The sequence below is a fragment of the Streptomyces sp. NPDC093568 genome, assembly GCF_044764945.1.
Lineage (GTDB): Bacteria > Actinomycetota > Actinomycetes > Streptomycetales > Streptomycetaceae > Streptomyces.
This window is the reverse complement of sequence record NZ_JBIWJD010000005.1, coordinates 566,575-592,341: the sequence shown is the minus strand read 5'-3', so window position 1 is coordinate 592,341 and position 25,767 is coordinate 566,575. Positions and strand designations below refer to the sequence as shown.

Here is a 25,767-nt window from a genome sequence, read left to right as displayed (position 1 = left end):
TAGGCTCGACCGCGTACGCCCTTGATCGGGAGCGTACGACCCCGATCGGACGGGAGGGCGAGCATGACGGCGCCGGGGCGCAGGAGCAGTACCTTCACACGGCTGCTGCGGCACGGATTCACCGACCCGTCGGCCGCCGAGCGACTCCTGGAGAGCGCCGAGCTCGCCCCCATCAGGAACGACCCCGTCCTGCTGGAGGCCCTCGGCGGCACCGCCGACCCGGACCTCGCCCTGCACGGTCTCGTCCGGCTGATCGAGGCGCAGCCCGCCCCGGCCGCCCGGCGGGAACTGCTCGACACCGTCATAGCGGCCAAGCCCCTGCGCGACCGGCTGCTCGGCGTGCTCGGCGCCTCCTCCGCGCTCGCCGAGCACCTCGCCCGGCACCCCGGCGACTGGCAGGCCCTCGTCATGTACGAGCCACGGGACCTGCACCCCGAGGTGGAGGAGTTCGAGCAGGGCCTCGCCGACGCCACCGACCCGGTGTCGCTGCGCGTCGCCTACCGGCGCTGCCTGCTCTCCATCGCCGCACGCGACGTGTGCGGCACCGCCGACGTGGCCCAGACCGCCGCCGAGCTGGCCGACCTCGCCACCGCGACCCTGCGCGCCGCCCTCGCCATCGCCCGCGCCGCCGCCCCCGAGGACGCCGGGCAGTGCCGGCTCTCGGTGATCGCGATGGGCAAGTGCGGCGGCCATGAGCTCAATTACGTCTCCGACGTGGACGTCATCTTCGTCGGGGAGACCGCCGACGGCGCGGACGAGGCCAAGGCGCTGCGCTCGGCCACCAAGCTCGCCTCGCACATGATGCGGATCTGCTCCGAGACCACCGTCGAGGGCTCCATCTGGCCGGTGGACGCCAATCTGCGCCCCGAGGGCAGGAACGGCCCCCTGGTGCGCACCCTCAGCAGCCACCTCGCCTACTACCGGCGCTGGGCCAAGACCTGGGAGTTCCAGGCGCTGCTCAAGGCCCGTCCGGTGGCCGGTGACATCGAGCTCGGCGAGGAGTACGTCGCCGCGCTGGAGCCGCTGGTCTGGAAGGCCGCCGAGCGGGACAACTTCGTCCCCGACGTGCAGAAGATGCGCCGGCGCGTCGTCGAGAACATCCCGGTGGCGGAAATGGACCGGCAGCTGAAGCTCGGTCCCGGCGGGCTCCGGGACGTCGAATTCGCCGTCCAGCTCCTGCAGTTGGTGCACGGCCGCGACGACGCCTCGCTGCGCAGCGGTACCACCCTGGACGCGTTGCAGGCGCTCGCCGCCGGCGGCTACGTCGGACGGGCCGACGCGGCCCAGCTCGACGCGGCCTACCGCTTCCTGCGGTCCATGGAGCACCGCATCCAGCTCTACCGGCTGCGGCGCACCCACCTCGTGCCCGAGGACGAGGCCGACCTGCGGCGAATCGGCCGCTCGCTCGGGCTGCGCGTCGACCCCGTCGCCGAGCTGAACCGCGAGTGGAAACGGCACGCGAGCGTCGTACGACGGCTGCACGAGAAGCTCTTCTACCGGCCGCTGCTCGACGCCGTCGCCCAACTCGCCCCCGGCGAGGCCCGGTTGAGCGCCGTCGCGGCACGGGAGCGGCTGGTCGCGCTCGGGTACGCCGATCCGGCCGCCGCGCTCAGGCATCTGGAGGCGCTGGCCTCCGGGGTGACGCGGAAGGCGGCGATCCAACGCACCCTGCTGCCCGTGCTGTTGGGATGGTTCGCGGACTCGGCCGACCCGGACGCCGGCCTGCTGAACTTCCGCAAGGTCTCGGACGCGCTCGGCAAGACCCCTTGGTACCTACGGCTGCTGCGGGACGAGGGCGCCGCTGCCGAGAACCTCGCCCGGGTGCTGTCGGCCGGCCGGCTCGCCCCCGACCTGCTGATGCGGGCGCCGGAGGCGGTGGCGCTGCTCGGCGACGGGGACGGCGGCACCGGTCTCGAGCCCCGCTCGCGCGCGCACCTGGAGCAGGAGATCCTCGCGGCGGTCGGCCGCGCCGACGGTGCCGAGCAGGCGGTCACGGCCGCCCGCGGGGTGCGCCGCCGCGAGCTGCTGCGCACCGCCGCGGCCGACATCATCGACTCCTACGGCACCGAGACGAATCCGGCGGAGGCCGATCAAGGGGCGCTGGTGGACCGGGTCGGCGGCGCGGTCTCGGATCTGACGGCGGCGACGCTCGCGGGGACCTTGCGGGCGGTGGTCCGGGACGGCTGGGGGGACACCCTGCCGACCAGGTTCGCCGTCATCGGCATGGGGCGGTTCGGCGGGCACGAGCTGGGATACGGCAGTGACGCCGACGTCCTCTTCGTGCACGAGCCGCAGGACGGCGTCGACGAGCGCGAGGCCGCCGACGCCGCGAACCGGGTCGTCGCGGAGATGCGCCGGCTGCTGCAGATCCCCAGCTCGGACCCGCCGTTGCTGATCGACGCCGACCTGCGGCCCGAGGGCAAGACTGGCCCGCTGGTGCGCACGCTGAAGTCGTACGAGGCGTACTACCGGCGCTGGTCGCTGGTGTGGGAGTCGCAGGCGCTGCTGCGCGCGGAGCCGGTGGCAGGCGACCAGGAGCTGGCGGACCGGTTCGTCGAGTTGATCGATCCCCTGCGGTATCCCGCCAAGGGGCTCGGCGAGGACGCCGTACGGGAGATCAGGCGGCTGAAGGCGCGCATGGAGTCCGAGCGGCTGCCGCGCGGCGCCGACCCCAAGCTGCACACCAAGCTCGGGCCCGGCGGGCTCTCCGACGTCGAGTGGACCGTGCAGCTCCTCCAGCTGCGGCACGGATGGGCCGAGCCCGGCCTGCGGACGACCCGGACCCGGGAGGCCCTCGCCGCCGCCTGCGCGGCCGGGCTCATCCCGCAGGAGGAGGCCGCGATCCTCGACGAGGCGTGGGTGCTGGCCACGCGGGTGCGCAACGCCGTGATGCTCGTGCGCGGCCGGGCCGGGGACACCTTTCCGTCGGACGGCCGTGAGCTGGCCGCGGTGGGCCGTTACCTGGGGTACGAGCCCGGTCACGTGGGGGACATGCTCGACGCGTACCGGCGTACGGCACGGCGGGCTCGCGGGGTCGTGGAGGAGCTGTTCTACGGGGGGTGAGCCGACGGGGCCAGGGCCTGTCCGGCGGATCAGGCAGGCCTGGAGTGGCCGCCACTTTTCGGCCGAGCCGAGGACAACGCGGCTGGGGTCACCTGCAGGCGCTACGCGCGCGTGCGTCCGTCCGCCCGGGCGGAGGCGGGCTCGGCGTCGGCGCCGCCGCTCTCCTTCTTCCTGCGCGCCACGTGCCTCGGCAGCGCGTACGGGAACGCCCCGTACCAGACGCGTGCCACCCCGTAACCGAACGCCAGGCACATCAGGCCGCCCACCGCGTCCAGCCAGAAGTGGTTGGCCGTCGCCACGATCACGACCAGGGTGGCCATCGGGTAGAGCAGGCCCAGGACGCGCACCCAGGGGATCCTCGCCAGGGCGAAGATCGTCAGACCGGACCACACGGACCAGCCGATGTGCATCGACGGCATCGCCGCGTACTGGTTCGACATGTTCTTCAGGTCGCCCGACGCCATCGAACCCCAGGTGTCGTGCACCAGCACCGTGTCGATGAAGCCGGTGTTGGTCATGAGCCGAGGGGGAGCGAGTGGGTACAGGTAGTAACCGACCAGGGCCACACCCGTGGTCGCGAAGAGGACCAGGCGGGTCGCCGCGTAGCGGCCGGGATGACTGCGGTAGAGCCAGACCAGCACACCCAGGGTGACGATGAAGTGCAGCGTCGCGTAGTAGTAGTTCATCCCGACGATGAGCCAAGTCACCGAGTTCACGACGTGGTTGACCGACTCCTCGACGGCCATGCCGAGGCTGTGCTCCAGCTTCCAGAGCCAGTCGGCGTTGCGCAGGGCCTCGGCCTTCTGCTCCGGGACCGCGTTGCGGATCAGTGAGTACGTCCAGTAACTCACCGCGATCAACAGGATCTCGAACCACAGTCGAGGCCGGCGAGGGGTGCGCAGCCGGCGCAGGGGACCATGTCCCGGCTGGGCCGCGACGGGGTGCGGAACGGCCGCTTCCCGGCCTTCCAGTGTCGTCACGGTCGTGTCACCCATAGGCACAGAGTTTGCCAGACAATCCTTCCCCGACCGATCATCCCTCGGGCGGGTTCGGGACGCACGTTCTACGGCGGACGTATCGCCCCATTCTCCTACCAACGCACCGGCGGGCGCGGCTATTCTCCGCCTCGGGGACGACTTAGGGACGGTTCCTGTCCCCGGGTGCCGAGGCCGTCGAACCGCGCACCACCAGCTCCGGCATGAACACGAACTCGCTGTGGGGCGCCGGCGTCCCGCCGATCTCCTCCAGGAGGGTGCGGACCGCGGCCTGGCCCATCGCCGGGACCGGCTTGCGGATCGTCGTCAGGGGCGGGTCGGTGAAGGCGATCAGGGGGGAGTCGTCGAATCCCACGACGGAGATGTCCGTGGGCACCTCCAGGCCGATCTGCCGGGCCGCCCGTATCGCGCCGAGCGCCATCATGTCGCTCGCGCAGACGACCGCGGTGCAGTCGCGGGAGATCAGGGCGTTGGCCGCCGCCTGGCCGCCCTCCAGCGTGTACAGGGAGTGTTGGATCAGTTCCTTCTCGATGACGTCCGTCGGCAGGTTCAGCTGGTCCTGGATGGCGCGGACGAATCCCTCGATCTTGCGCTGGACCGGGACGAAGCGCTTGGGTCCCAGGGCCAGGCCGATACGGGTGTGCCCGAGCGAGGCGAGATGCGTGACCGCGAGGGTCATCGCCGCGCGGTCGTCGGGGGAGATGAAGGGCGCCTGGACCTTGGGGGAGAAGCCGTCCACCAGGACGAACGGGACACCCTGGGCGCGCAGTCGCTCGTAGCGCTCCATGTCGGCGGTGGTGTCGGCGTGCAGACCGGAGACATAGATGATGCCCGCGACCCCGCGGTCCACGAGCATCTCGGTGAGCTCGTCCTCGGTGGAGCCCCCTGGTGTCTGGGTGGCCAGCACCGGCGTGTAGCCCTGCCTGGTCAGCGCCTGCCCGATGACCTGGGCGAGGGCCGGGAATATCGGGTTCTCCAGCTCCGGGGTGATCAGGCCCACCAGGCCCTCGCTGCGCTGGCGCAGCCGCACCGGGCGCTCGTAGCCGAGCACGTCGAGTGCGGCCAGCACGGACTGGCGGGTGGTGGCGGCGACGCCCGGCTTCCCGTTGAGGACGCGGCTGACGGTCGCTTCGCTCACCCCCGCCTGCGCAGCGATGTCCGCAAGCCGTGTGGTCACGGCACTGGACTGTACCGGCCGTATGTCGCCTTGCACACCAATCGGACGCCGTGGGCGACCTGTTGGCCGGCCGCGCCCGGGCTGCTGCGTCATCGCGCTCCCTAGTGAAAGTGATGGCAAGAGCTTGCAGAGTCTTGCACAAACGGCCTCCGTGCCGCTCCACCGCTGTAAAGAAGCGTCTCATGGTGGTCGCCGCGCGGTCACACCCCGGTAACTTCCGCGTTCTCTTGCACTTTTTTTCTGCAAGGTCTTTCGTAAGTCTTTCAGCGCTGTTACGTTCACGTCGCCCGGCCGCCGCAACGGCGCAGTCGGCACTACAGCAGAGGCAGGCAGACGGGGCCGCCTCTGCACGAGACGGGCTTTCACCCTCAAGGAGAACTCATGCGGCGTGGCATAGCGGCCACCGCGCTGGTGGCGTCCCTCGCCCTGGCGGCGACGGCCTGCGGCGGCGGGGACGACAGTGGCAGCGACTCGAGCGGGCCGGTGACCCTCACATGGTGGGACACCTCCAACGCCACCAACGAGGCGCCGACGTACCAGGCCTTGGTCAAGGAGTTCGAGGCCGCCAACAAGGACATCAAGGTCAAGTACGTCAACGTCCCCTTCGACCAGGCGCAGAACAAGTTCGACACCGCCGCCGGTTCCAAGGGCGCCCCGGACATCCTGCGCTCCGAGGTCGGCTGGACGCCCGCCTTCGCCAAGAAGGGCTTCTTCCTGCCGCTGGACGGCACTGACGCCCTCGCAGACCAGGCCAAGTTCCAGCCCAGCCTGATCGAGCAGGCCAAGTACGAGGGCAAGGTCTACGGCGTTCCGTTCACCACGGACACCCTGGCCTTCGTCTACAACAAGGACCTGTTCAAGAAGGCCGGCGTCGAGGCCCCCAAGACCTGGGACGACCTGAAGAAGGCCGCCGCGACGATCAAGGACAAGACCGGCGTCGACGGCTACTGGGGCTCCACCCAGGCCTACTACGCCCAGACGTTCCTCTACGGCGAGGGCACCGACACCGTCGACGCCGGCGCCAAGAAGATCACCGTCAACTCGGCCGAGGCCAAGAAGGGCTACGGCACCTGGCTGAGCCTCTTCGACGGCAAGGGCCTGCACAAGGCCGACACCACCGCCGACGCCTACGCCCACATCCAGGAGGCGTTCGTCAACGGCAAGGTCGCCTCGATCATGCAGGGCCCGTGGGAGATCACCAACTTCTACAAGGGCTCCGCGTTCAAGGACAAGGCCAACCTCGGCATCGCCACCGTCCCGGCCGGCTCCTCCGGCAAGGCGGGCGCCCCGACCGGCGGCCACAACCTCTCCGTGTACGCGGGCTCCGACGAGGCGCACCAGAAGGCCGCGCTGAAGTTCGTGAACTTCATGACCTCGGCGAAGGCCCAGGAGACCATCGCCCTGAAGAACAACACGCTGCCCACCCGTGACGACGCCTACACCGCCGAGGTCAAGGCCGACCCGGGCATCGCCGGCTACCAGGGCGTCCTCGCCGCCGCCCAGCCGCGCCCGGCGCTGCCGGAGTACAGCTCCCTGTGGGGCCCGCTGGACACCGAGCTGCTGAAGATCGCCGGTGGCAAGGAGTCCCTGGACAAGGGTCTGAGCACCGCCGAGACCTCCATCGCCAAGCTGGTCCCGGACTTCAGCAAGTGACCCCGAGTGGCCGCCGGATCTCCCTGCTCAAGGGGGGAGAGATCCGGCGGCCACCGGCCTGTGCGCCGTACACCCCCTGATCTGCTGATCTTCGAGAAGGTTGTCGAACCATGACAGTCGCCATCGACCGCGCGACCGGCAAGCGCCGCGGTGACCGCGCGCCGCGGCCCGGGCTGGGCCAGCGCCTGAAGCACGGCTACCAGAAGCACTGGTACGCCTACGCGATGATCGCTCCGGTGGTGATCGTCCTCGGCGTCCTCGTGCTGTATCCGCTGGTGTACGGCTTCTACCTCACGCTCACCGACGCCAACAGCCTCAACAGCGCCCGCACCATCGGCGTCAACGAGATCGAGGCCACGTACAAGTTCATCGGCTTCGACAACTACGCCGACATCCTGTGGGGCGAGACGGCCTACGACCGCTTCTGGTCGCACTTCATCTGGACGATCTTCTGGACGGCGGCCTGCGTCACCCTCCACTACACGATCGGCCTCGGCCTCGCCCTGCTGCTCAACCAGAAGCTGCGCGGGCGCACCCTGTACCGGCTGATCCTGATCCTGCCGTGGGCCGTGCCGACCTTCGTCACCGTGTTCGGCTGGCGGTTCATGCTCGCCGACGGCGGCATCATCAACTCGTTCCTGGAGACGCTCCACCTGCCGACACCGCTGTGGCTGGAGGACACCTTCTGGCAGCGGTTCGCCGCGATCATGGTCAACACCTGGTGCGGTGTGCCGTTCATGATGCTCTCGCTGCTCGGCGGGCTGCAGTCCATCGACTCGTCGCTGTACGAGGCGGCCGAGATGGACGGTGCCAGCCGCTGGCAGCAGTTCCGGTACGTCACGCTGCCGGGCCTGCGGTCCGTCAGCTCCACCGTCGTCCTGCTCGGCATCATCTGGACCTTCAACCAGTTCGCCATCATCTTCCTGCTGTTCGGCGACACCGCCCCGGACGCCCAGATCCTGGTCACGTGGGCCTACTACCTCGGCTTCGGACAGCAGCCGCGTGACTTCGCGCAGTCGGCCGCCTACGGCATGCTGCTGCTGGCCATCCTGATCGTCTTCACCTCCTTCTACCGCCGCTGGCTGAACCGCAACGACCAGCAGCTCGCGATCTGAGGCAGGAGTCCCCATGAGTACGACCACTGTGGAGAACCCGGTGACCAAGAAGGACTCCGCGCCTACCGCCACCCCGCGCAAGGGACGCCGCCGCGGCGAGAACAGCCTCGGCACGTCCCTCACCTCGCACGGCATCCTGATCGTGGCGAGCCTGATCGCGCTCTTCCCCGTGGCCTGGCTGGTCTTCCTGTCCCTCGGCCCGGACAAGGACGACTACCTCCACCCCGGTGGCATCTGGGGGAAGATGACGCTGGACAACTACACGTACGTGCTGCAGGAGACCAAGTTCTTCGACTGGCTGACGAGCACCCTGATCGTCACGCTGGGCACCACGCTGATCGGCGTCATCATCTCCGCCACCACCGGCTACGCGGTCTCGCGGATGCGCTTCCCGGGCTACAAGAAGTTCATGTGGGTGCTGCTCGTGACCCAGATGTTCCCGGTGGCGGTGCTCATGGTGCCGATGTACCAGATCCTGTCCGAGGTCCAGCTCATCGACAACTACCTCGGTCTCATCCTCGTCTACTGCTCGACGACCGTGCCGTACTGTGCCTGGCTGATGAAGGGCTACTTCGACACGATCCCGTTCGAGATCGACGAGGCCGGACGCGTCGACGGCCTGAGCCCCTTCGGCACCTTCGGGCGGCTGATCCTGCCGCTCGCCAAGCCGGGCCTGGCGGTCGCCGCGTTCTACAGCTTCCTCACGGCCTTCGGTGAGGTCGCGTTCGCGTCGACGTTCATGCTGTCCGACACGAAGTACACGTTCGCGGTCGGACTGCAGACCTTCGTGAGCGAGCACGACGCGCAGCGCAACCTGATGGCCGCCACGGCGGTGCTGATCGCCATACCCGTGTCCGCGTTCTTCTACTTCGTGCAGCGGAACCTGGTCACCGGGCTCACCGCGGGCGGCACGAAGGGCTGACGCCGGCTGCCGATCGGCTGCGGCGCCGCCCTGGCCGGTCGCGCCCCTCCCCGAAGGACCCGAGGCGGTCGCGGTGGCCATCCGACCCCGCTGTCACCGCGACCGCCTCGTCATCACTTGTACGCACACCTGACCCCATGACCCTGTTACGCATCAAGGACGCCATGAGCCAGCAGCACTCCGCCATCGCCCCGGCCCCGAACCCCGCCAAAGCCAAGCGCGGCGACTGGTGGCGGGATGCGGTGATCTACCAGGTCTATCCGCGCAGCTTCGCCGACAGCAACGGCGACGGCATGGGCGACCTGGAAGGCGTACGCTCCCGCCTGCCGTACCTGCGCGACCTCGGTGTGGACGCCGTGTGGCTCAGCCCCTTCTACGCCTCGCCGCAGGCCGACGCCGGCTACGACGTCGCCGACTACCGGGCCGTCGACCCGATGTTCGGCAACCTGCTCGACGCGGACGCGCTGATCCGTGACGCCCACGAACTGGGCCTCAGAATCATCGTCGACCTGGTCCCGAACCACTCCTCGGACCAGCACGAGTGGTTCAAGCGGGCGGTCGCGGAGGGCCCCGGCTCCCCGCTGCGCGACCGCTACCACTTCCGCCCCGGCAAGGGGAAGAACGGCGAACTGCCGCCCAACGACTGGGAGTCCATCTTCGGCGGTCCGGCGTGGACGCGGGTCGCGGACGGCGAGTGGTACCTGCACCTCTTCGCGCCCGAGCAGCCCGACTTCAACTGGGAGCACCCGGCCGTCGGGGACGAGTTCCGCTCGATCCTCCGCTTCTGGCTGGACATGGGCGTCGACGGCTTCCGGATCGACGTGGCACACGGCCTTGTGAAGGCGGAGGGCCTGCCCGACCTCGGTTCCCATGATCAGCTCAAGCTGCTGGGCAACGATGTCATGCCGTTCTTCGACCAGGACGGTGTGCACGGGATCTACCGGCAGTGGCGCACGGTCCTCGACGAGTATGCCGGTGAGCGCATCTTCGTCGCCGAGGCCTGGACCCCGACCGTCGAGCGCACCGCGAACTACGTCCGTCCGGACGAGCTGCACCAGGCCTTCAACTTCCAGTACCTGTCGACGGAGTGGGACGCTCAGGAGCTGCGCGAGGTCATCGACCGCACCCTGGAGGCGATGCGCCCGGTCGGCGCCCCCGCCACCTGGGTCCTGTCCAACCACGACGTCACCCGCCACGCCACCCGCTTCGCCAACCCGCCCGGCCTCGGCACCCAGATCCGCACGGCCGGCGACCGCGAGCTGGGCCTGCGCCGGGCGCGCGCGGCCACCCTGCTGATGCTGGCCCTGCCCGGCTCGGCGTACATCTACCAGGGCGAGGAGCTCGGGCTCCCGGACGTCGTCGACCTGCCCGACGAGGTGCGCCAGGACCCGGCGTACTTCCGCGGCGCCGGTCAGGACGGCTTCCGGGACGGCTGCCGGGTGCCGATCCCGTGGACCCGCACGGGATCGTCGTACGGCTTCGGCACGGGCGGCAGTTGGCTGCCGCAGCCGGAGGGCTGGGGCGAGCTGAGCGTCGAGGGGCAGACCGGCGACCCCGGCTCCACCCTGGAGCTGTACCGCTCCGCGCTCGCCGCCCGCCGCGCGCAGCCCGATCTGGGGGCCGGCGACGCGGTGGAGTGGCTGAAGGCGCCCGAGGGCGTCCTCGCCTTCCGGCGCGGGGAGTTCGTCTGCGTCGCCAACACCGGCGAGGAGTCGGTGACGACCCCGGCGTACGGCCGTCTGCTGCTCGCCAGCGGTGAGGTCAGCGAGACGGGCGGCGAGGCGAAGGTGCCGGGCGACACCACCGTGTGGTGGACGACGGCCTGACGCGCCCCGAGGTTGCCCTGCAACTTCTTTCATTGAATTTCACACGGCCCGCTGCCCTTTCAGGCAGCGGGCCTTTAACATCTCCGTCACCGCAAGGTAGTTGAAAGTTTTCAGCAAGAGCCTTCAACAGCAAGAGCCTTCAACGGAGAAGGAACCCCACATGGCACGCAGAACCCTCGCGGGGGCCGTCATACTGGCCGCCGCACTTGTCATGCCCCCGGCTACAGCGCAGGCCTCCCCACCCGGCACCAAGGACGTCACCGCCGTGATGTTCGAGTGGAACTTCGCCTCCGTCGCCAAGGAGTGCACCAGCACCCTCGGCCCCGCCGGTTACGGCTTCGTCCAGGTCTCCCCGCCCGCCGAGCACATCCAGGGCGCGCAGTGGTGGACCTCGTACCAGCCGGTGAGCTACAAGATCGCCGGGCGCCTGGGCGACCGCGCGGCCTTCCAGAACATGGTCAACACCTGCCACGCGGCCGGGGTGAAGGTCGTCGTCGACACCGTCATCAACCACATGGCGGCCGGCAGCGGCACCGGCACCGGCGGCTCGTCGTACACGAAGTACAACTACCCGGGCCTGTACTCGTCGTTCGACTTCGACGACTGCACGAGCCAGATCAGCAACTACCAGGACCGCTGGAACGTCCAGCACTGCGAGCTGGTCGGCCTCGCCGACCTGGACACCGGCGAGTCCTACGTCCGCGGCGCCATCGCCGGCTACATGAACGACCTGCTCTCGCTCGGCGTCGACGGCTTCCGCATCGACGCGGCCAAGCACATGGACGCCGCCGACCTCGCCAACATCAAGTCCCGCCTGAGCAACCCCTCCGTGTACTGGAAGCAGGAGGCCATTCACGGCAGCGGCGAGGCCGTCCAGCCCACCGAGTACACGGGCAACGGGGACGTCCAGGAGTTCCGCTACGCCTACGACCTCAAGCGGGTCTTCAACAACGAGAACCTCGCCTACCTGAAGAACTACGGCGAGGGCTGGGGCTACATGAGCAGCGGCGTCTCCGGTGTCTTTGTCGACAATCACGACACCGAGCGCAACGGCTCCACCCTCAACTACAAGGACGGCGCCAACTACACGCTGGCCCACGTCTTCATGCTCGCCTGGCCCTACGGCGCGCCCGACATCAACTCCGGCTACGAGTTCTCCGACACGGACGCCGGGCCGCCGGGCGGCGGCTCGGTGATCGCCTGCTGGCAGAACGGCTGGAAGTGCCAGCACAACTGGCCGGAGATCAAGTCGATGGTCGCCTTCCGCAACGCCACGCGCGGCGAGGCCGTCACCAACTGGTGGGACAACGGGGGCGACGCCATCGCCTTCGGGCGGGGGAGCAAGGGCTTCGTGGCCATCAACCACGAGTCGGGCTCGCTGAGCCGCACCTACCAGACGTCGCTCCCCGCCGGGACGTACTGCAACGTGCAGAACAACACGAGCGTGACGGTGAACTCCAGCGGCCAGCTCACGGCCACGCTGGGCTCCAACACCGCTCTGGCGATCTACGCCGGCAAGAGCGGCTGCTGAGCCCAACTGAAAGTTTTTACCGATGGTTTCACGCCTCTTGCTGTAAGCGTTGCGGCGGCGATACGGTCGCGCGGGGTCGGACCCACTGAGCCGTAATCGCAAGGAGTCCATCTGTGATACCGAGATGGCCGTCGCCGTCGAGGCGCCGCACAGCCACCGTCGGACGGGTCGCCGCGGTCACCGCAGCCGCGTTGGCCGCAGCGCTCGTCCAACCCCTCGCGGCGCGGGCCGACACCCCGCCTCCGCCCCCGTCCGACGCCCGGCTCGCCGCCGAGCCCGCCCGGCACGACGTCACCCGCGACCAGTTCTACTTCGTCCTGCCGGATCGTTTCGCCAACGGTGACACCGGCAACGACAAGGGCGGCCTGACCGGTTCGCGCCTCGCCACCGGCTACGACCCCACCGACAAGGGCTTCTACCAGGGCGGCGACCTCAAGGGCCTGACCAAGCGCCTGGACTACATCAAGGGCCTCGGCACCACCGCCATCTGGATGGCCCCGATCTTCAAGAACCAGCCCGTGCAGGGCACCGGGAGCAACGCCTCCGCCGCCTACCACGGCTACTGGATCACCGACTTCACCCAGGTCGACCCGCACTTCGGCACCAACAAGGACCTTCAGACCCTCATCTCCAAGGCGCACGCCAAGGGCATGAAGGTCTTCTTCGACGTCATCACCAACCACACGGCCGACGTCGTCGACTACGAGGAGAAGTCCTACGACTACCTCTCCAAGGGCGCGTTCCCGTATCTGACCAAGGACGGCAAGCCCTTCGACGACGCCGACTACGCGGACGGAAAGTCCGCCTTCCCGGCCGTGGACAGGGACTCCTTCCCGCGCACGCCCACGGTGCCCGCCGCGAAGAAGAACGCCAAGGTCCCGTCGTGGCTCAACGACCCGACGATGTACCACAACCGCGGCGACTCCACCTTCGCCGGTGAGAGTTCCACCCACGGCGACTTCTCCGGGCTCAACGACCTGTGGACCGAGCGTCCCGAGGTCGTCGGCGGTATGGAGAGGATCTACCAGCGCTGGGTGCGGGACTTCGACATCGACGGCTTCCGGATCGACACCGTGAAGCACGTCAACATGGAGTTCTGGACCCAGTGGGCCACGGCCCTCGACTCCTACGCGGCCAAGCGGGGCCGCGACGACTTCTTCATGTTCGGCGAGGTGTACTCCGCCGACACGAACGTCACCTCGCCCTACGTCACCGAGGGCCGCCTCGACGCCACGCTCGACTTCCCCTTCCAGGAGGCGGCACGCCAGTACGCCTCCCAGGGCGGCAGCGCGAAGAAACTCGCGGGCGTCTTCGGCGACGACTACAAGTACACGACCGACAAGGCCAACGCCTACGAGCAGGTCACCTTCCTCGGCAACCACGACATGGGCCGCATCGGATACTTCCTGAAGCAGGACGACCCGGACGCGACCGACGCCGAGCTGCTGAAGAAGGACGGGCTCGCCAACGAGCTCATGTTCCTCAGCCGCGGCAACCCCGTCGTCTACTACGGCGACGAACAGGGCTTCACGGGCGCCGGCGGCGACAAGGACGCCCGCCAGACCCTGTTCGCCTCGAAGACCGCCGACTACCTCGACGACGACCAGATCGGCACCGACCGCACCCACGCGAGCGACGCCTACGACACCAGCGCGCCGCTGTACCGGCAGATCGCGTCCCTCTCCAAGCTCCGCAAGGCCCACCCGGCCCTCGCCGACGGTGTCCAGACCGAGCGGTACGCGGCCGACGGCGCCGGGATCTACGCCTTCTCGCGCACCGACGCGAAGACGGGCGCCGAATACCTCGTCGCCTTCAACAACGCCGGTGAGGCGAAGACCGCGACGCTGCCGGTCGGCTCCGCGAACATGACGTACAAGGGCCTCTACGGCAGCTCGGCCACCCCGAAGAGCGACGGCGGCAGCAAGCTCACCGTCACCGTGCCGGCCGGCTCGGCGATCGTCCTCGAGGCGGCCGGCCGTCCCGCGAAGCCGGCGACCGCGCCGCTCATCACGCTCAAGGCCCCGGCGGCCGGCGCCACCGGAACGGTCGAGATCGGCGCCGACGTCGACGGCGGACAGCTGGGCCGCGTCGTCTTCGCCGCACAGGTCGGCAACGGCAAGTGGAAGACCCTCGGCTCCGCCGACCACGCCCCGTACAAGGTGACGCAGGTCCTCGGCAAGGACGTACCGGCCGGCACCGCCCTGCGCTACAAGGCCGTCGTGATCGACTCGGCGGGCCGCACGAAGAGCGCCACGGCGGCCTCCACCACGGGCACCCCGCCCGCGCCCGAGCCCCCCACGGCCTCCTCCCGCGACTACGCGGTCGTCCACTACAAGCGCGCCGACGGCGACTACGCGAACTGGGGCGTGTACGCCTGGGGCGACATCGCCGAGGGCGAGTCCACGAACTGGCCGGACAGCCACCCCTTCACCGGCCGTGACTCCTACGGCGCCTTCGCCTACGTCAAGCTGAAGCCGGGCGCCTCGTCCGTCGGCTACCTCGTCATCGACAAGAACGGCAACAAGGACGTCTCCACCGACCGCACGATCGACGTCACCAAGACCGGCGAGATCTGGGTCGAGCAGGGCAAGGAGGCCGTGCTCACCGAGAAGCCGGCGGCCGACTACCCGGCGCCGGACAAGTCCAAGGCCGTCCTGCACTACCACCGCGCCGACGGCGCCTACGACGGCTGGGGTCTGCACACCTGGACGGGTGCCGCGAACCCCACCGAGTGGTCGAACCCGCTGAAGCCGGTCAAGACTGATAGCTATGGTGCGGTCTTCGAGGTACCGCTCACCGACGGTGCCACCAGTCTCAGCTACATCCTCCACAAGGGCGACGAGAAGGATCTGCCCGCCGACCAGTCGCTCGACCTCACGGCGAACGGCCACGAGGTGTGGCTGTTGAGCGGCCAGGAGAAGTACCTGCTCCCGCAGCCGGCCGGGTCCGCCGCCGCGCTCGACCTGACCACCGCCAAGGCGGTCTGGATCGACCGCCACACGGTCGCCTGGAACGGCTCCGAGGCCGCCGCCTCCACCCAGCTGCTGTACAGCCGGGACGGCGACACCGCGGTGAAGGACGGCGCGCTGACCGGCGACGCCAAGTGGCTCCGGCTGTCCAGGAGCTCCCTCGCCGACGCCCAGAAGGCGAAGTTCCCGCACCTGAAGGACTACACCGCCTTCTCCGTCGACCCACGCGACCGCGACCGGGTCCGCGAGGCCCTGAACGGTCAGGTCGTGGCCTCCCAGCGCGCCGCCAACGGCGCCGTGCTCGCCGCCACCGGTGTGCAGACCCCCGGCGTGCTCGACGACCTGTACCCCGCCGCGACGAAGGCGGACCTCGGGCCGGTCTTCGACAAGGGCCGTCCGACGCTCGCCGTCTGGGCGCCCACGGCACAGTCCGTGAAGCTGGAGATCGGTGACTCCACCGTCGCCATGAAGCGCAGCGACACCACCGGCGTCTGGTCCGTGACCGGCCCCAAGTCCTGGAAGAACAAGCCCTACCGGTACGTCGTGAAGGTCTGGGCGCCCAGCGTCCGCAAGGTCGTCACCAACAAGGTCACCGACCCCTACTCGGTCGCCCTCACCGCGAACTCCGAGCGCAGCCTGCTCGTCGACCTCGACGACCGGACCCTGGCGCCGAGCGGCTGGTCCACCTACACCAAGCCCAGGGCCGTGCCGCTGAAGGACGCGCAGATCCAGGAACTGCACGTCCGCGACTTCTCGGTGGCGGACAAGACGGTGCCCGCGAAGGACAAGGGCACCTACCTCGCCTTCACCGACAAGCTCAGCGACGGCTCCAAGCACCTGAGGAAGCTGGCCGAGGCGGGCACGTCGTACGTCCATCTGCTGCCGGCCTTCGACATCGCCACCATCCCCGAGAGGAAGTCCGACCAGGCGAGTCCCGACTGTGACCTCGCCTCCTTCCCGGCCGACTCCGACAAGCAGCAGGAGTGCGTGGCGAAGACCGCCGCGAAGGACGCCTACAACTGGGGCTACGACCCGTACCACTACACGGTCCCGGAGGGCTCCTACGCCTCCGACCCGGACGGCACCGCGCGTACCGTCGAGTTCCGCAGGATGGTCAAGGCGCTCAACGAGGACGGCCTGCGCGTCGTCATGGACGTCGTCTACAACCACACGGCGGCCAGCGGCCAGGCGGACACCAGCGTCCTGGACCGCATCGTCCCCGGCTACTACCAGCGCCTCCTCGCCGACGGCTCGGTCGCGAACAGCACCTGCTGCGCCAACACCGCCACCGAGAACGCCATGATGGGCAAGCTGGTCGTCGACTCGATCGTCACCTGGGCCAAGGAGTACAAGGTCGACGGCTTCCGCTTCGACCTCATGGGGCACCACCCGAAGGCCAACATCCTGGCCGTCAGGAAGGCGCTCGACGCCCTGACCCTCGCCAAGGACGGCGTCGACGGCAAGAAGATCATCCTGTACGGCGAGGGCTGGAACTTCGGCGAGGTCGCCGACGACGCCCGCTTCGTCCAGGCCACGCAGAAGAACATGGCGGGGACGGGGATCGCGACCTTCTCCGACCGGGCTCGCGACGCCGTACGCGGCGGCGGCCCCTTCGACGAGGACCCCGGCGTCCAGGGCTTCGCCTCCGGGCTCTACACCGAGCCCAACTCCTCGAAGAACAACGGCACTCCCGAGGAGCAGAAGGCACGCCTGCTGCACTACCAGGACCTCATCAAGGTCGGCCTGTCCGGCAACCTCGCCGGCTACCGCTTCACCGACACCGCGGGCAAGGAGGTCAAGGGCTCCGAGGTCGACTACAACGGCGCGCCCGCCGGATACGCGGCCGCCCCCGGCGACGCCCTCGCCTACGCGGACGCGCACGACAACGAGTCACTGTTCGACGCGCTGGCGTTCAAGCTGCCCGCCGGCACGAGCGCGGCCGACCGCGCCCGGATGCAGGTCCTCGCCATGGCCACGGCCGCCCTCTCGCAGGGCCCGGCGCTCTCCCAGGCCGGCACCGACCTGCTGCGCTCGAAGTCGCTGGACCGCAACTCCTACGACAGCGGCGACTGGTTCAACGCCATCCACTGGAACTGCGCCGACGGCAACGGCTTCGGACGGGGGCTGCCGCCTGCGGCCGACAACGCCTCCAAGTGGCCGTACGCGCGGCCGCTGCTCGGCACCGTCAAGGTCGGCTGCGAGCAGATCGAGGGCACCTCGGCGGCGTACCGGGACCTGCTGCGGATCCGTACGACGGAGAGCGCCTTCTCCCTCGACACGGCCGACCAGGTGCAGGCCGCGCTGTCCTTCCCGCTGTCCGGCACGGACGAGACGCCCGGCGTGATCACCATGCGGCTCGGTGACCTCGTGGTCGTCTTCAACGCGTCCCCCGGCAAGCAGGAGCAGCGCGTCGCCTCGCTCACCGGCGAGGGGTACCGACTGCATCCGGTGCAGTCCTCGGGCGCGGACCCTATCGTCAAGTCGGCGTCCTACGAGGAGGAAACCGGTACGTTCGCCGTTCCGGGTCGTACTGTCGCCGTCTTCACCCGGGCCGGGTGACACGACGCTAGGTTGAGTGGGGCGTGCCCGATCACCGGGGCCGCCCCACTCACGCGTATCCAAGGGCTGCCGACGATGGACCGTAACGTCAAGCAGTCGGGCGCGACCGTGATGGTCGTCGACGACGTCCCGACCAACCGCTACGCCATGGGCGCGGTGCTGCGCCGCGCGGGCCATGACGTCGTCCCGGTCGCGAGCGCGGGCGAGGCGCTGAGCGAGCTCGACACCTGGCTGCGGGCGGGCACCCTGCCGGACGTGGCGCTCGTCGACGTCGGGCTGCCGGACATGAGCGGCTTCGAACTGTGCCGCCGGGTCAAGTCCCGGCCGTCCACCGCCGCCCTGCCCGTGGTCCACTTCTCCGCGACGGCCGTGGGCGCGAAGGACCGGTGCCGGGGACTGGACGCGGGCGCCGACGCCTTTCTGCCGGTGCCGGCCGAGCCGAGGGAGATCCAGGCCGTCGTCCACGCGGCGGTCCGCAGGGCGCGCAAGCGCACCGAGGCCGAGGCGCTCGCCCACCGGCTGACACTGCTCTCCCAGGCCATCATCACCGTGCAGACCGCGCGCTGCCTGGAGGAACTGGCGGACGCGGCCGCCGCGGGCGCGGCCCGGCTCACCGGAACACCGGCGGTCGTCTTCGTCATCGGCCCGGACGGCGAAGCCCACCACGGCACGTCTCGCAGTCGGCTCGCCCTGTCCGACGCGGGCCCGCACCAGGCCGCGGCCCGGCTGATCACGCGGATCGCGGACCGGCGGGCCGGCGTCCACAGCACCGTCGTCCCGGCGCCCGTGTGGCCGACGGGTCTCTTCCGTCCCGGCGTGCAGGACGACGCCCACCTGATACTGGCGCCGGCCCAGGAGGGACGGGCCCTGGTGTGCGTAGCCACGCCCGCGCACCGGACGGCGGTACCCGTCGCGCCCTTCAGGGGCGCGGGGAACCGCGCGAGCCGCCCCGACGAAGCCGCGGACGCCCGCCGGCACGACGCGGCACTCTCGGCGGCGCTCGACGCGGAGCGCCTCGCGGAGGCCACCGCGCTCGCCGCCGAACCCCTCCTCATGTACCAGGCGGAGCGGGACATCGCCCTCACCCTCCAGCACAGCTTCCTGCCCCAGCCGCACCGGCTGCCCGACCTGCCGGGTGTGGACCTCGTCGTGCGGTACGTGCCCGCCTCCCGGCAGACCGAGATCGGCGGGGACTTCTACGCCGCCCTGCGCACCCCGGGCGGGGTGCTCACCGCGGTCGGGGACGTCGTCGGGCACTCGCTGGACGCGGCCACCGTGATGGTGGAGATCCGGCACGCGCTGCGCGCCTACTGCGTCGAGGAGAGCGACCCGCGCGCGCTCGCCGAGCGGCTCGACCGGATGCTGCTGCACTACCACCCCGAGGTCACCGCAACGGTCTGCCTCGCCCTGGTCGACCCCGGCACCGGGCGGGTCCGGATCGCCAACGCGGGCCACATCCCGCCGGTCCTGGTGCGGGAGGCGGGCGAGGCCGAGTACGTCCCGGTGTCCGGTCCGCTGCTCGGGCTCGCCCTGGACCGACCCGAGCCGACCGAGCTGGTGCTCGACCGGCGGGACCGTCTGCTGATGGTCACCGACGGCCTCATCGAGACCCGCGGCATCGACCTCACCGCGTCCATGGAGCAGCTGCGCACGGCCGCCGCCGGCGCCCCGGCCGGCCTCGACGGGCTGTGCGACACCCTGCTGGGCTGCTTCGGGCGCGACCGGGAGGACGACATCGCGATGCTGGCCCTGCGGCTAGGGTGAGCGCTGCCACGTAGAACAGGAGTGCCCATGCCGCAGATCACCGTCGACCACTCGCAGACGATCTCCTTCGACCGGGCGGCGTTCGCCCGGGACCTGCACGCCGCGACCGTCGAGATCGCGGCGGCCAAGCCGGAGGCGTGCAAGACGCAGTTCCGGCCCGGCCAGTACACGGCCTTCGGCTACGAGGACCCCGCTGAGCAGCGCCACGCGGTCGTCCATGTCACCCTCGGCCTGCTCGCCGGGCGCAGCGAGGAGACCAAGGCGAAGCTGACCGAGGCGGTCCTGGAACTGCTCCGCAAGCACATCGAGGACGACGGCACCGTGCTCCACGCCTCCGCCGAGGTCCGCGACCTCGACCCGTCGTACCGCAAGTTCGACCGCTAGGACCCGCCCTAGGACGGGTCCTAGGACGCCAGTGACAGGAGCCGGGTGACCAGGTCCGCGAACGGGCCGTCGGCCGGCTCTTCCTTGAGCATGCCGCGCAGCAGGGTGCCCATCTCCTCGTCCTGGGCGGCGCTGACGGCGGCGAGTGCCGCGAAGTCGTGCACGAGCTGGACCTCCAGCTCGGCGCGCGGGATGCGCCGGCCGTCCAGCCAGATCAGCGCCGTCGACTCGGCGAGCGAGATCCATGAGCGGACGACCAGTTCCAGGCGCGCCGGCGGATTCTCCACGCGCAGATGCGAAAGGATCTGGACATACGCGGCCTGCCGCACGGAGTCGATCAGTGCGTTCGTCGCCGTCGAGCCGACCGCCGGGCCACCCCGCATCAGCGCCGAGAAACCGGGGCCGTGGTCGTCGACGAAGTCGAAGAACCGCCGCATCACCCGCAGCAGCCGCGCCCCCAGCGGCCCTTCCCGCGGCTCGACGAAACGGCCCGCCAATTCCTCCGCGGCACGCTTCAACGCGGCTTCGTACAGGCTGAGTTTGCCGGGGAAATAGTGATAGACCAGCGGCCGCGAGATGCCCGCGGCCGCGGCTATCTCGTCGATGGAGACATCGTCGGGCGAGCGCTGGCTGAACAGTTCGAGGGCGACGCCTATCAACTGCTGCCGCCGCTCCTCGACTCCCATTCTTCGCCGTACCCCGGTAGTCATGCGAACACCTTACCGATCGATTCCGGCCCCGAACGGACCGGAGTGACCACAGGCGTTCACATATCCAGTACGAGCCGATCACCCCGCGCCCGCGACACACAGATCAGCATGGAGTCGCCACGCTCCGCGTCCGTGAGCAACTCGTCCCGGTGGTCCACCTCGCCCTCCAGCACCCGCTGTTGGCAGGTCCCGCAGAAGCCCTGCTCGCAGGAGTAGGCGGTGTCCGGCAACTCTGCGCGCACGGCGGCCAGGACGGTCGAGTCGGCGGCCACGCTCAACGTCCGTCCGCTGCGCCGGAGTTCGACCTCGAAGGCGCCGCCGGTCGAGGTGCCGGGTGTGAACCGCTCCGACTGGACCGCGGGGATGCGCCGCGCCACCGCCGCCATCAGCCCCTCGGGTCCACAGCAGTACACGGCGGCACTCTCGGGCACGTCCGCGAGGAACCCGTCGACGTCCGGCAGCCCCTCCACGACCGTCACCCGGTCCCCGCCCAGCTTCTCGACGTCCTCCAGGAACGGCATCGAGGCCCGGTCGCGCCCGCAGTACAGCAGCCGCCACTCGACCCCGTCGGGCAGCGCCCGCAGCATCGGCAGCACCGGGGTGATCCCGATGCCGCCCGCGACGAAGACGTAGGACTCGGCCTCGACGAGCGGGAACCGGTTCCGCGGTCCGCGCACCTCCAGCTCCATGCCCTCGCGGACCTGCTCGTGCACCTCGCGCGAGCCGCCCCGCCCGTCCGGGACCAGCCGCGTCGCCACGGTGTACGACGAGGTGTCCTCCGGGTCGCCGCACAGCGAGTACTGCCGCACCAGCCCCGACGGCAGCACCAGGTCGAGATGGGCGCCGGGTTCCCAGCGCGGCAGGTCGTGCCCCTCCAGCCGCAGGCGTACGACCCCCTCGGCGACCTCCTCGCGCGCGGCCACCAGCACGCGCAGCGCCCGCGACCGGGGTCGGCCGGAGACCGGTTCCTCGAGGGCGGGCAGCGGCCACAGGGGCGAGACCCGGATACGGCGCCGCATCGCCCGACGCACGAGCAGGGCGGCACCGGCGACGACGGCGACGGTCATCGGCTTCGGCATCAGGCGGCACCCTTCTCCGCGGCGAGTGCGGCGAGCGCGGCGGGCGACGTGGCGAGATAGGCGACGGCCTGCTGCGTGGAGCCCTCCTGCGAGGGGTGGTAGGAGCGGCTCAGATAGCGCGGGATGGACCTGAGCATGTCGCCGGTCGCGGGCAGGGTGCCGCGCCGGCCCGCGACGTAGAAGTCCTTGAAGGTCGCCCGGCCGTCGACGAGCGTCGGGTCGTTCTCCATGAAGAACCGCGACCCGCGCTGCCAGAGGAAGACCAGCGCCGTGAACGCGGTCGCCCAGGTGCGCACCCGTCGCCGGTATCCCCCGTCGACGTGCATGAACAGGTCGAAGGCGACCGACCGGTGCTCGACCTCCTCGGCGCCGTGCCAGCGCAGCAGGTCCAGCATGGTCGGGTCGGCGCCGCGGCGGTCCAGCTCCTCGGCGCCCAGGACCCAGTCGCCGAGGAAGGCGGTGTAGTGCTCGATCGCCGCGATCAGCGCCACCCGCTCCATCAGCCACCACCTCCGCGCCCGCCCCGGTGGCAGCGTGCGGTCGCCCAGCAGCTTCTCGAAGAGCCAGTCGACCTGCGCGGTGTACGGCGTCGGGTCGAGCCCCTGCTCCCGCAGATGCGGCAGCACCTCGTCGTGGGCCTGCGAGTGCATCGCCTCCTGCCCGATGAACCCGAGGACGTCCTTGCGCAGTCGCTCGTCCCGTATGTACGGCAGTACCTGCTTGTAGACGTGCACGAACCAGCGCTCGCCGGCCGGCAGCAGCAGATGCAGCACGTTGATGGTGTGCGTGCTGAACGGGTCCCCCGGCACCCAGTGCAATGGGGTGCCGTCCCAGGAGAAGGACACCTTGCGCGCCTTGAGGGGCACGCGGTCCGGCGTGTTAGACATGGCGTCAATGTACTGACGGGTAGGGCTCGGGTGAACCCTTCTGCACGCCCTTATTTACATTTCTGTCAGCAGCGGGGTTTCTTCACTGAAGCCCGTTGATCGAGCGGCCGTTCTCCAGCGTGGCCTTCAGCTTCGCCTGCGCGCCCTGCTTCGTCCGCGCTTCCAGCAGGTGGCCCCGGGAGATCGCGTCGACACCGCCCGTCGCCTGGATCGAGCCGGTGTCGCGGGTGCCCGCCGCCATCAGGTACCAGTCGCCCGCCTTCGCCTTCCACAGCACCCCGGCCAGCACATGCGGATCCCGCGCCCCGCACGCCGACACGTTCTCCGCCTTGGCCACCACCGCCGCCTGCGCCGTACCGGGCGTGCGGAACTGGGCCAGCACCCGCTCGCCCCCGCCCCGCCAGGTCTCGGCGCGGGTGCACACCCAGTCCGCCGTGCCCGTGCCGTCGGGCAGCGTCTGCCGGGCGAACGTCCAGGAGTTGACCGCCCGCACCCCCGCGGAGCGCAGCGCGCCCAGCCAGCAGGAGTATGGCGCCCAGGCGTGCAGCGCCTTCGCGCCGGTCACGTCGACGGCCGCACCGGGACGGCCCTCGGTGAGGCGCGCCGGGACCAGTTCTGCGAGGTCGGTCAGCAGCCGGGTACCCGCGGTGTCGGTCACCTGCAGGACGTTCCACGACGAGCAAGCGCCGGTCCGCTGGGAGACGGGACTCGCCAGCGGCGAGGTGACCCCCCGCGTCACCGTGAGGTCCATCGCCCCGGAATCCGGCTTCAGCAGATCCCGCTCGGCCGCCCTCTTCACCCAGGGCGCCAGCAGATAGCGGACGTTGCCGTCGGCCCTGCTCAGCACCACCGCGCTCGCCCCGGCCCGGCTCGCGCCGTCGACCCGGGAGAAGTCCAGGGCGGCGCCGGCCGTGCCGTCCGTCGGCTCGGCGTAGCGGGCGATGCGCAGACCGTCGTAGAGGATCACCACGCGCGCGGTGTCGATCGTCCCCGCGTACAGCAGCTGCGGTGCGCCGGGCGGGCCGCCCGCCGGGGTGCCCGGGGTCGCCGAGACCGTGACCGTCTCGCCGGGGCGGGCCCAGACGGCCAGGGCGCGGCGCAGCAGGGCCGAGTCGCCGGTGAGTTCGCCGCGCGCGGGCCACACCGAGAAGTCGGTGCGGGCGGAGGACTGCCAGGCCAGCGCGGGGACCTTCGTCAACTGGGCCGGGTCGAGGGCCGCCTCGGCCGCCGGGTTCTGCGCGTACGAGGGCGCGGCCGGACCGTCCGGGGCCCAGCCCTCACCGGGCAGGCCGAGCAGCGCCCCGCACACCAGCAGGGCGGCCCCGGCGGCGAGCGCGGCCCGCAGGTGCTGCCTGCGCCGCATCAGGTCGGTGGGCCGGGCCTGCAGCGAACAGGGGTCGAACTCGGGGGAGTCGAGCAGCGCGTACTGCGCCGGTACGGCGTCGGCCTCGTCCAGCGCGTCGTCCACGTCCTCGACGCCGGCCGCCGTCAGCACCTCGCGTACGTCGCCGTCCGGGAGCTTCTCCAGGCCGCGCAGGACGTAGGCCGCCCGCGCCGGGCCGGACAGCGCCGACAACCGCTGGTCCAGGGCCAGCTCGTCGGCGCCGCCCGACCGGGGGAAGAGGCGCAGGCCCCAGACCTGTGGCAGCAGGGGCGGCAGTTGGGAGCGCTTGGGCCAGGCCGGGCGCACCAGGGGCAGGCCCGCCTCCAGCGCCGTACGCAGGACCCGCAGGCGCAGGAAGGTGTACCCCGGGTCGCCTTCCCGGCCCGTCGCCTGGGCCGGGATCACCGACGTCGACGACGCCCGGCCCCGGGGCAGGGCGCGCTGGGTCAGGGAGTGCGCGGTCACCACGCGTCGGTTGCGGCCGAGGCTCGGCGGCAGTACCAGGTAGGCGAGCCGGACGAGACGCGGATAGTGCTCGACGAGCGCGGCCTCGGCCCGCTCGACGTCGACGACCGGATCGGCCGAGGCGGGCGCGGGGCGTGAGGCGACATCCTGTGACTGCACGTTCAGCAGAACGAGCGAACGGGCGGTTGGTCACAGCCGTACGGGCTCGGTCTCAGGGCTCCAGCAGAGCGCGGGCGTAGTTCGCCATCGACCGCTGATACCGGGGCAGATGGGGCGCGAGCGCACCCAGTACGAGCGCCAGCCCTTCCCGGTCCCGTCCGAGACTGGACAGACACAGCGCCAGCGTCGCGCGGACCGCGTCGTCCAGCTCGTCGGAGGGCGCGTCCAGCTCGGGCGTGAGGAGTTCGACACCCTCCTTCGCCTGCCCGACGTTGCGCAGCGAGCTGGACAGCTGGATCTTGGCCCGACGGCCCTTGTAACCGTCCAGGCCGCGCGCGAGGGCCTCCCGGTACAGCGGCACCGCCTTGTCCGAGTGCCCCGTCGAGTCCCACGCGCAGGCCTGCTCGAACGGGCCGAGCGGGCTGTCGTCGGGCAGTTCGGCGACGAGGGCGTCGATGACGGCGCGGAAGTCGGCCGCCTCCTCCTCGGGGTAGCGGTCGAAGGTCGCCCAAGCCGCGCTCACGCGGTCGTCCCAGTCCATGTCCACCGGGCCACACTCGCACACCCGTGCCCGTGAGAGCCTCTGATTTGAGCGCATCGCACACCGCAGCCGTATGGGACACGAGGGCTCCGCCGGGGCTCTGTGCGGCTTGGACCGGAGGAACAGATGACATTGACCCGACCGATGCTCGCGCTGACCGGCGCGGTGGCGGTGCTCGCGCTGGCCGGCTGTGGCTCCGGCGGCGACAAGGGGGCCGAGGTGCCTGAGACGGCGACCGGCAGCCTGGAGCATCTGGCCGCCATGGCGAAGTGCGACCCGAACATGCAGACCGACGCCGACGAGATCCGCCAGGCGATCTGCAAGACCGGCAAGGACAGGTACATCCTCGCCACCTTCGCCACCGACCGCGGCCAGGCCGAGTGGCTGAGCGGCGCGAAGGACTACGGCGGCTACTACCTCGTCGGCCGCAAGTGGGTCGCCGTCGGCCAGGAGAACACGGTCACGACGCTGCAGAGCAAGCTGGGCGGGACCATGGAGGAGGGTTCCGCGCACATGAACCCCGGCGGCAGCCACAACAAGGGCGGCCACCACAGCTGACCTTTTCGCGGATCCGGACCGACGAA

The 25,767-nt window shown here is 70.4% G+C and carries 17 protein-coding genes; 10 read left to right on the top strand and 7 right to left on the bottom strand.

Annotated features, from left to right (window positions below):
• The first annotated feature begins 63 nt into the window (after positions 1 to 63).
• A complete protein-coding gene (locus ACIRD7_RS23355) occupies positions 64 to 3,063 on the top strand; it encodes a bifunctional [glutamine synthetase] adenylyltransferase/[glutamine synthetase]-adenylyl-L-tyrosine phosphorylase (RefSeq protein ID WP_403456228.1) in 3,000 nt (999 codons plus the stop codon).
• Positions 3,064 to 3,164: 101 nt separating this feature from the next.
• Here ACIRD7_RS23355 and ACIRD7_RS23350 read toward each other — a convergent pair whose 3' ends face one another.
• Positions 3,165 to 4,058 (bottom strand): phosphatase PAP2 family protein, encoded by an 894-nt coding sequence (locus ACIRD7_RS23350; RefSeq protein WP_403456225.1) that lies wholly within the window; start codon positions 4,056 to 4,058, stop codon positions 3,165 to 3,167.
• A gap of 142 nt (positions 4,059 to 4,200) precedes the next feature.
• On the bottom strand, positions 4,201 to 5,235 hold the full coding sequence (locus tag ACIRD7_RS23345; protein ID WP_403456223.1) for a LacI family DNA-binding transcriptional regulator: 1,035 nt from the start codon (positions 5,233 to 5,235) through the stop codon (positions 4,201 to 4,203).
• A 381-nt stretch (positions 5,236 to 5,616) separates the two neighbouring features.
• On the opposite strand from ACIRD7_RS23345, the gene ACIRD7_RS23340 reads away from it, so the two are divergent.
• The 8 genes from ACIRD7_RS23340 (at position 5,617) to ACIRD7_RS23305 (ending at position 19,958) form a co-directional block, all read left to right on the top strand.
• Positions 5,617 to 6,888, top strand: a complete 1,272-nt coding sequence (locus ACIRD7_RS23340) for an extracellular solute-binding protein (protein WP_403456222.1) — start codon at positions 5,617 to 5,619, stop codon at positions 6,886 to 6,888.
• 110 nt (positions 6,889 to 6,998) lie between these two features.
• Complete coding sequence (locus ACIRD7_RS23335) at positions 6,999 to 8,003, top strand: carbohydrate ABC transporter permease (protein WP_403456219.1); 1,005 nt, start codon at positions 6,999 to 7,001, stop codon at positions 8,001 to 8,003.
• A 13-nt stretch (positions 8,004 to 8,016) separates the two neighbouring features.
• Complete coding sequence (locus ACIRD7_RS23330) at positions 8,017 to 8,925, top strand: sugar ABC transporter permease (protein WP_403456218.1); 909 nt, start codon at positions 8,017 to 8,019, stop codon at positions 8,923 to 8,925.
• Between the two features lie 164 nt (positions 8,926 to 9,089).
• Entirely contained in the window at positions 9,090 to 10,751 is a 1,662-nt protein-coding gene (locus ACIRD7_RS23325) for a glycoside hydrolase family 13 protein (protein ID WP_403456424.1), read from the top strand.
• A gap of 160 nt (positions 10,752 to 10,911) precedes the next feature.
• A complete protein-coding gene (locus ACIRD7_RS23320) occupies positions 10,912 to 12,282 on the top strand; it encodes an alpha-amylase family protein (protein ID WP_403456216.1) in 1,371 nt (456 codons plus the stop codon).
• A gap of 113 nt (positions 12,283 to 12,395) precedes the next feature.
• A complete protein-coding gene (gene pulA / locus ACIRD7_RS23315; protein WP_403456214.1) occupies positions 12,396 to 17,810 on the top strand; it encodes a pullulanase-type alpha-1,6-glucosidase in 5,415 nt (1,804 codons plus the stop codon).
• A 75-nt stretch (positions 17,811 to 17,885) separates the two neighbouring features.
• On the top strand, positions 17,886 to 19,574 hold the full coding sequence (locus ACIRD7_RS23310; protein ID WP_403456213.1) for a SpoIIE family protein phosphatase: 1,689 nt from the start codon (positions 17,886 to 17,888) through the stop codon (positions 19,572 to 19,574).
• Positions 19,575 to 19,601: 27 nt separating this feature from the next.
• Positions 19,602 to 19,958, top strand: coding sequence for a 5-carboxymethyl-2-hydroxymuconate Delta-isomerase (locus ACIRD7_RS23305; RefSeq protein ID WP_403456211.1), 357 nt, complete (start codon positions 19,602 to 19,604; stop codon positions 19,956 to 19,958).
• Positions 19,959 to 19,978: 20 nt separating this feature from the next.
• Here ACIRD7_RS23305 and ACIRD7_RS23300 read toward each other — a convergent pair whose 3' ends face one another.
• From ACIRD7_RS23300 to ACIRD7_RS23280, 5 genes are all read right to left on the bottom strand, one after another.
• Positions 19,979 to 20,668 carry a TetR/AcrR family transcriptional regulator gene (locus ACIRD7_RS23300; RefSeq protein ID WP_403456208.1) on the bottom strand — a complete coding sequence of 230 codons (690 nt, stop codon included), beginning with the start codon at positions 20,666 to 20,668 and terminating at the stop codon, positions 19,979 to 19,981.
• 56 nt (positions 20,669 to 20,724) lie between these two features.
• Complete coding sequence (locus ACIRD7_RS23295) at positions 20,725 to 21,747, bottom strand: PDR/VanB family oxidoreductase (RefSeq protein ID WP_403456206.1); 1,023 nt, start codon at positions 21,745 to 21,747, stop codon at positions 20,725 to 20,727.
• Entirely contained in the window at positions 21,747 to 22,634 is an 888-nt protein-coding gene (locus tag ACIRD7_RS23290) for a metal-dependent hydrolase (protein WP_403456203.1), read from the bottom strand. Before ACIRD7_RS23290 ends, ACIRD7_RS23295 begins: the two co-directional genes overlap by 1 nt.
• A gap of 82 nt (positions 22,635 to 22,716) precedes the next feature.
• Positions 22,717 to 24,642, bottom strand: a complete 1,926-nt coding sequence (locus ACIRD7_RS23285) for a hypothetical protein (protein ID WP_403456201.1) — start codon at positions 24,640 to 24,642, stop codon at positions 22,717 to 22,719.
• A gap of 52 nt (positions 24,643 to 24,694) precedes the next feature.
• On the bottom strand, positions 24,695 to 25,183 hold the full coding sequence (locus ACIRD7_RS23280; RefSeq protein ID WP_403456422.1) for a tetratricopeptide repeat protein: 489 nt from the start codon (positions 25,181 to 25,183) through the stop codon (positions 24,695 to 24,697).
• 126 nt (positions 25,184 to 25,309) lie between these two features.
• Here ACIRD7_RS23280 and ACIRD7_RS23275 point away from each other — a divergent pair, with 126 nt between their 5' ends.
• Positions 25,310 to 25,741: a hypothetical protein gene (locus ACIRD7_RS23275; protein WP_403456199.1), complete on the top strand. Its 432-nt coding sequence runs from the start codon at positions 25,310 to 25,312 to the stop codon at positions 25,739 to 25,741.
• Positions 25,742 to 25,767: the final 26 nt, after the last annotated feature.

Coding starts and splice junctions, on each gene's coding strand:
- ACIRD7_RS23290 (WP_403456203.1), bottom strand. CDS start 22,634: ATGTCTAACACGCCGGACCGCGTGCCCCTCAAGGCGCGCAAGGTGTCC.
- ACIRD7_RS23295 (WP_403456206.1), bottom strand. CDS start 21,747: ATGCCGAAGCCGATGACCGTCGCCGTCGTCGCCGGTGCCGCCCTGCTC.
- ACIRD7_RS23335 (WP_403456219.1), top strand. CDS start 6,999: ATGACAGTCGCCATCGACCGCGCGACCGGCAAGCGCCGCGGTGACCGC.
- ACIRD7_RS23300 (WP_403456208.1), bottom strand. CDS start 20,668: ATGACTACCGGGGTACGGCGAAGAATGGGAGTCGAGGAGCGGCGGCAG.
- ACIRD7_RS23325 (WP_403456424.1), top strand. CDS start 9,090: ATGAGCCAGCAGCACTCCGCCATCGCCCCGGCCCCGAACCCCGCCAAA.
- ACIRD7_RS23350 (WP_403456225.1), bottom strand. CDS start 4,058: ATGGGTGACACGACCGTGACGACACTGGAAGGCCGGGAAGCGGCCGTT.
- ACIRD7_RS23275 (WP_403456199.1), top strand. CDS start 25,310: ATGACATTGACCCGACCGATGCTCGCGCTGACCGGCGCGGTGGCGGTG.
- ACIRD7_RS23310 (WP_403456213.1), top strand. CDS start 17,886: ATGGACCGTAACGTCAAGCAGTCGGGCGCGACCGTGATGGTCGTCGAC.
- ACIRD7_RS23330 (WP_403456218.1), top strand. CDS start 8,017: ATGAGTACGACCACTGTGGAGAACCCGGTGACCAAGAAGGACTCCGCG.
- ACIRD7_RS23355 (WP_403456228.1), top strand. CDS start 64: ATGACGGCGCCGGGGCGCAGGAGCAGTACCTTCACACGGCTGCTGCGG.
- ACIRD7_RS23320 (WP_403456216.1), top strand. CDS start 10,912: ATGGCACGCAGAACCCTCGCGGGGGCCGTCATACTGGCCGCCGCACTT.
- ACIRD7_RS23305 (WP_403456211.1), top strand. CDS start 19,602: ATGCCGCAGATCACCGTCGACCACTCGCAGACGATCTCCTTCGACCGG.
- ACIRD7_RS23340 (WP_403456222.1), top strand. CDS start 5,617: ATGCGGCGTGGCATAGCGGCCACCGCGCTGGTGGCGTCCCTCGCCCTG.
- ACIRD7_RS23280 (WP_403456422.1), bottom strand. CDS start 25,183: ATGGACTGGGACGACCGCGTGAGCGCGGCTTGGGCGACCTTCGACCGC.